3 protein-coding genes are annotated in these 5,742 nt (G+C 72.2%); 2 read left to right on the plus strand and 1 reads right to left on the minus strand.

Features of this window, described 5'->3' with window-relative positions; translation table 11 throughout:
• Window positions 1–194: 194 nt before the first annotated feature.
• Complete coding sequence (locus tag ABTX62_RS05000) at window positions 195–2,813, minus strand: glycosyltransferase family 1 protein (RefSeq protein ID WP_352114851.1); 2,619 nt, start codon at window positions 2,811–2,813, stop codon at window positions 195–197.
• A 276-nt stretch (window positions 2,814–3,089) separates the two neighbouring features.
• Here ABTX62_RS05000 and ABTX62_RS05005 point away from each other — a divergent pair, with 276 nt between their 5' ends.
• Complete coding sequence (locus ABTX62_RS05005; protein ID WP_352114852.1) at window positions 3,090–4,292, plus strand: S8 family peptidase; 1,203 nt, start codon at window positions 3,090–3,092, stop codon at window positions 4,290–4,292.
• Between the two features lie 214 nt (window positions 4,293–4,506).
• The coding region (locus tag ABTX62_RS05010; RefSeq protein ID WP_352114853.1) for a maltotransferase domain-containing protein at window positions 4,507–5,742 on the plus strand (1,236 nt) is incomplete at its 3' end.

Here is a 5,742-nt window from a genome sequence, read left to right on the forward strand (position 1 = left end):
TGTGAGTGCCTTTCGTCTAGTCGGCTGGACTGGTGTCGGTGATCAGTAGCCGTACTCCGCCACATGACCGTTCACGGCGCACGCCGATCGCACGCACCGAACGCCGCTCCTTCTTCCACGTAGATCCATCAGAAGCCCCCTGGGGGCGTGGGGAACCGCGCGCTCAGCCCCCCACGCACCCGCGGACGGCGGACTCACCGCATCAACAGCCCCGCGGCCTCCACCAACTCCTCGGAAGGCCCGGCCACCAGACCCAGCTCCGCGCCGGAGGCCAGAAGCCGATGCGCGGGAAGGATCCGCACCGTGTACCCGAAGGGCCCGGTGCGATCCAGCGACAGGGGCCCTTCGTACACCCAGCGCCCGTCCTGATCGGGCACGCCCACCGGCTTCAGCGGAACGACCGCCGCGTCACCGATGCGGTCCTCCTCGTCCACCCGCCCCGAGACCGCCTGCACCTCGACGTCGTCCGGCCCGAGGTCTCCGAGCCCCACCCGCACCCGTAGCGCGAGTGTCGTACCGAGCTCCGCCAGAGTCTCCGACGCCGACGTCTCCACATGGTCGACCGTGACCCCTGGCCAGGCCGCCCGCACCCTGGTCTTCCACTCGGCCAGATCGCGCGCCGCATCCGGGTCCAGGGACCGGTGGGACAGGGCCGCCGGCGCGTAGAGCCGCTCCACGTACTCGCGGACCATCCGACCCGCCAGCACCTTCGGCCCGAGCAGGCTCAGCGTGTGCCGGACCATCTCGATCCACCGGTCGGGCAGGCCGCTGCGGCCGCGCTCGTAGAAGCGGGGCGTCACCCGCTGTTCCAGCAGGTCGTACAGCGCCGCGGCCTCTATGTCGTCACGGTGGTCGGGGTCGGTCCCGACACCGTCCGCCGTGGGGACGGCCCAGCCGAAGTCGGGCTGGAACCATTCGTCCCACCAGCCGTCGAGCACGGACAGATTGAGACAGCCGTTGAGCGCCGCCTTCATGCCGGAGGTGCCACAGGCCTCCAGGGGCCTGAGCGGGTTGTTCAACCAGATGTCGCAGCCGGGGTAGAGCTTCTGCGCCATCGCCATGCCGTAGTCCGGCAGGAACACGATCCGGTGCCGCACCCGCGGGTCGTCCGCGAACCGCACCAGTTCCTGCACCAGCCGCTTCCCGCCGTCGTCCGCGGGGTGCGCCTTGCCCGCCACGACGATCTGAATCGGCCGCTCGGGGTGCAGCAGCAGGTCCATCAGCCGGTCCCGGTCGCGCAGCATCAGCGTCAGGCGCTTGTACGAGGGGACGCGCCGCGCGAAGCCGATGGTGAGGACGTCCGGGTCGAGCACGCTGTCGATCCAGCCCAGCTCGGCCGTATGCGCGCCGCGCTGCCGCCAGGAGGCCCGCAGCCGCTCGCGCACCTCGGTCACGAGCTGCTCGCGCAGCACGCGCCGCAGCTCGAAGATGTCCTGGTCCGGGATGTCGGCGACCGCGTCCCAGCGGTCGGAGCCGCCGACGGTCAGGGCGTCCTCGGCGCGCTGGGCACCGATCTGCCGGGCGCCGAGCCGGAACACCTCGGGGGCGACCCAGGTGGGCGCGTGCACCCCGTTGGTCACGGACGTGATCGGCACCTCGTCGGCGTCGAAGCCGGGCCACAGCCCGGCGAACATCTCCCGGCTGACGTGGCCGTGCAGCAGGGAGACCCCGTTGGCGCGCTGGGCCAGGCGCAAACCCATGACGGCCATGTTGAACAGGTTGGGCTCCCCGCCGGGGTAGGTCTCCATGCCGAGCCGCAGGACGCGCTCGACGTCGATACGGGGCAGCTCGGCGTGGGGGCCGAAGTGGCGGGCGACGAGCGCGCGGTCGAAGCGGTCGATGCCGGCCGGGACGGGGGTGTGGGTGGTGAAGACCGTTCCGGCGCGGACCGACTCCAGCGCGGAGTCGAAGTCCAGCCCCTCGTCGCAGAGTTCCGCGATGCGCTCCAGGCCCAGGAACCCGGCGTGTCCCTCGTTGGTGTGGAAGACCTCCGGTTCGGGGTGGCCGGTCAGCCGGCAGTACGTCCGTACCGCCCGGACCCCTCCTATGCCGAGCAGCATCTCCTGGAGCAGCCGGTGTTCGCTGCCGCCGCCGTAGAGCCGGTCGGTCACGCCGCGCTCGCCGAGGTCGTTCTCCTCGACATCGGAGTCCAGCATCAGCAGCGGGACCCGGCCGACCTGCGCCAGCCAGATCCGGGCGTGCAACTGCTTGCCGCCGGGCAGGGCGAGGGCGACCTGGGCGGGGGTGCCGTCGGGCTCCTCCAGCTGGGCGACGGGCAGCTCGTTCGGGTCGAGGACCGGGTAGTGCTCCTGCTGCCAGCCGTCCCGGGACAGGGTCTGGCGGAAGTAACCGTGCCGGTAGAGCAGGCCGACGCCGATCAGGGGGACGCCGAGGTCGCTGGCGGCCTTGAGGTGGTCGCCGGCCAGGATGCCGAGGCCGCCGGAGTACTGGGGCAGGGCGGCGGTGATGCCGAACTCCGGTGAGAAGTAGGCGATCGCGGCGGGCAGTTCCTCCGGCTGGGTCTGGTACCAGCGGTCTCCGGTCGTGTAGTCGTGCAGATCGCCCGCGACCGCGGTGAGGCGGCGCAGGAACGGGCGGTCCTGGGCCAGCTCCGCCAGCCGCCCGGGCGGCACGCTGCCGAGCAGCCGGACGGGGTCGCCGCCCGAGGCCGCCCAGCGTTCGGGGTCGACGGACCGGAACAGGTCACGGGTCTCCGCATGCCACGACCAGCGCAGGTTGCGGGCCAGATCACTGAGGGGCCGGAGGGGGTCGGGGAGAACGGGTCGGACGGTGAATCGACGGATCGCCTTCACGGGTTCCACCTCGGCGCGTTCGCTGGATTTCGCAGGGCTTCGACGACGTCTCCTACGACAGTACCGGCGTCGGTGCCCCCGCCGCTGAAGCTCCGCCCCGGGACCCTCGATCGGCCTGAACAGCACCATCCGCGGATATGGCCGATTCCACCCCCATAGGCGTCCTTGTGGTGCTTCACCCGTCACGAGAGGCTGCCTCTGGCGTACCGGCCCGCACCCGCCGTTCGCGGCGCCGCGCGGCAGCCGTACGCCGAGTCGAGGAGGGGAACTCGGACCATGGCTCGGACGCGCGAGCGGCGTCTGCGCAGGACGGGGGGCCTGAGCGCGCTGCTCTGCGCCGCGGCGTTTTCGGCCACCACCCTGCCCGCGCACGCCGTACCGGAGGGGCGGATACCCGGGGCCGGATCACCCGGCTCCGTGCACGGGAGTTACCTGGTGACGCTGAAGGAGGGCACAGGGGCCCGGTCGGCGGCCGGGAAGAGCCTCGCCGAACAGTACGGGGTGGAGATCAGCCACACCTACGGCACGGTCCTCAACGGTTACGCGGTCCGGGCGGACGAGAGACGGGCCGGGCGGCTGGCCGCCGATCCCCGGGTCGCCTCGGTCGTCCAGGACACCCGGGTGCGGCTGGACGGCACCCAGCGGAACCCACCGTCGTGGGGGCTGGACCGCGTCGACCGGCCGAAGCTGCCGCTGGACCGGAGCTACACCTGGCCGGGGCGGGCCGGGGCGGGGGTGACGGTGTATGTGATCGACACCGGTGTACGCACCACCCACAGGGACTTCGCGGGCCGGGCGGGCCACGGCTGGGACTTCGTCGGGAACGACCGGGTCGCCTCGGACGCCAACGGTCACGGCACGCACGTCGCCGGCACCGTCGCCGGGACGGTCCACGGCGTCGCCAAGAAGGCCCGGGTCGTCTCCGTGCGCGTCCTCGACGCCGCGGGCGGGGGCACCACGGCCCGGGTGATCGCCGGGATCGACTGGGTGACCCGGCACGCGAAGAAGCCCGCGGTCGCCAACCTCAGCCTGGGCGGCCCGCGCAACGACCGGCTGGACGCCGCGGTCCGTGCCTCCATCGCCTCCGGCGTCACCTACACGGTCGCCGCGGGCAACGACGGCAGGCCGGCCGCCCTGTACTCCCCGGGCGGCATCGAGCAGGCCGTCACGGTCGGCGCGACCGACCGGGGGGATACGAAACCGGCCTTCTCCAACGACGGTCCCGCCCTCGATCTGTTCGCCCCGGGCGTCGCCATCACCTCGGCGTCGGCCGCGAGCGACACCGCGCGGGCCGTCTCTTCGGGTACCTCGATGGCGTCTCCGCATGCCGCGGGTGTGGCCGCGCTCTATCTCGCCGATCACCGGCAGGCGACTCCGGCGCAGGTCGGGAGGGCCCTGACCACCGCGGCGGCGACCGGGAAGGTCTCCGGCCGGGGCATCGGTTCGCCGGACAAGTTACTGCGGGTGCCCCGCGGGTAGGGCGAAGGAGCAGCGCGCCGGGGGGCCGGTCTCGTCCGTCGCGGACGAGGCCGGTCTTGTGTGTCGACATACGCGTGAGTAGTTAACAAAGTGCCGGATTGCCCACCCGAATAGGGTGGGAAGGCTCCTGCGGGTACCCCTCTCAGGAGCATCACGCAGGACCCACCTCCCCACACACATCCGCCTACCCACGTTGACGCGGACAGGAGCGGTCATGCCCGCCAAGCACCATTCGCCAGCACCCCCCAACCGCCGCACCACCGGGGCGCGCGCACCCGGCGGCGAAGCACGCCCCGCGCGCCCGGCCGAGGCCGCTCCACCGGCCTCGCCACCACCACGCGCGAGCGAGACGACCGCGGTCGGGCGCATACCCGTCCTGGACGTCCGCCCGGTGGTCCAGCACGGCCGCCGGCCGGCCAAGGCCGTCACCGGTGAGAGCTTCGAGATCTCGGCGACCGTGTTCCGGGAGGGGCATGACGCGGTGGCCGCCAATGTCGTCCTGAAGGACCCCGAGGGCCGCCCCGGTCCGTGGACGCCGATGCGTGAGCTGACCCCGGGGACGGACCGGTGGGGGGCCACGGTCACCGCCGGGGAAACCGGCCTGTGGACGTTCACCGTCGAGGCTTGGGGGGACCCGGTCAGTACCTGGCGTCATCATGCCCGGATCAAGATCCCGGCGGGCATGGACACGGACGTCGTCCTGGAGGAGGGCGCGCGTCTGTACGAGCGGGCGGCCGCCGGTGTGCCCGAGGAGGAGGGACTGCGCGACGTGATCCTCACCGCCGTCGACGCCCTGCGGGACGAGAGCCGTCCCGCGGCGTCTCGTCTGGCGGCGGCGTTGACGCCGGAGGTGGACGAGGTCCTGGCCCGGCATCCGCTGCGGGAGCTGGTCACCAGCAGTGAGCCGTTGCCGCTGCTGGTGGAGCGGGAGCGGGCGTTGTACGGCTCGTGGTACGAGTTCTTCCCGCGCTCGGAGGGCACGCGCGAGCAGCCGCACGGCACGTTCCGTACGGCCGCGCGCCGGTTGCCGGCGATCGCGGCGATGGGTTTCGACGTGGTGTACCTGCCGCCGATCCATCCGATCGGGACCACGTTCCGCAAGGGGAGGAACAACACGCTCTCTCCCGGTCCGGACGATGTGGGGGTGCCGTGGGCGATCGGGTCGCCGGAGGGCGGGCACGACGCGGTGCACCCGGGCCTGGGCACGCAGGAGGACTTCGCCTGGTTCGTGCGGCGGGCGCGGGAGCTGGGCATGGAGGTGGCGCTGGACTTCGCGTTGCAGTGCTCTCCGGACCATCCGTGGGTGCACAAGCACCCGGAGTGGTTCCATCACCGCCCGGACGGCACCATCGCCTATGCGGAGAACCCGCCGAAGAAGTACCAGGACATCTATCCCATCGCCTTCGACGCCGACATGGACGGGCTGGTCGCCGAGACGGTGCGGGTGCTG

This window comes from Streptomyces sp. NPDC096046 (assembly GCF_040303285.1).
In the GTDB taxonomy this organism is placed as follows: Bacteria; Actinomycetota; Actinomycetes; order Streptomycetales; family Streptomycetaceae; genus Streptomyces.

What these genes read in the sequence shown, in the direction of transcription:
- ABTX62_RS05005 (WP_352114852.1), top strand. Translation starts at nt 3,090, where the DNA reads ATGGCTCGGACGCGCGAGCGGCGTCTGCGCAGGACGGGGGGCCTGAGC.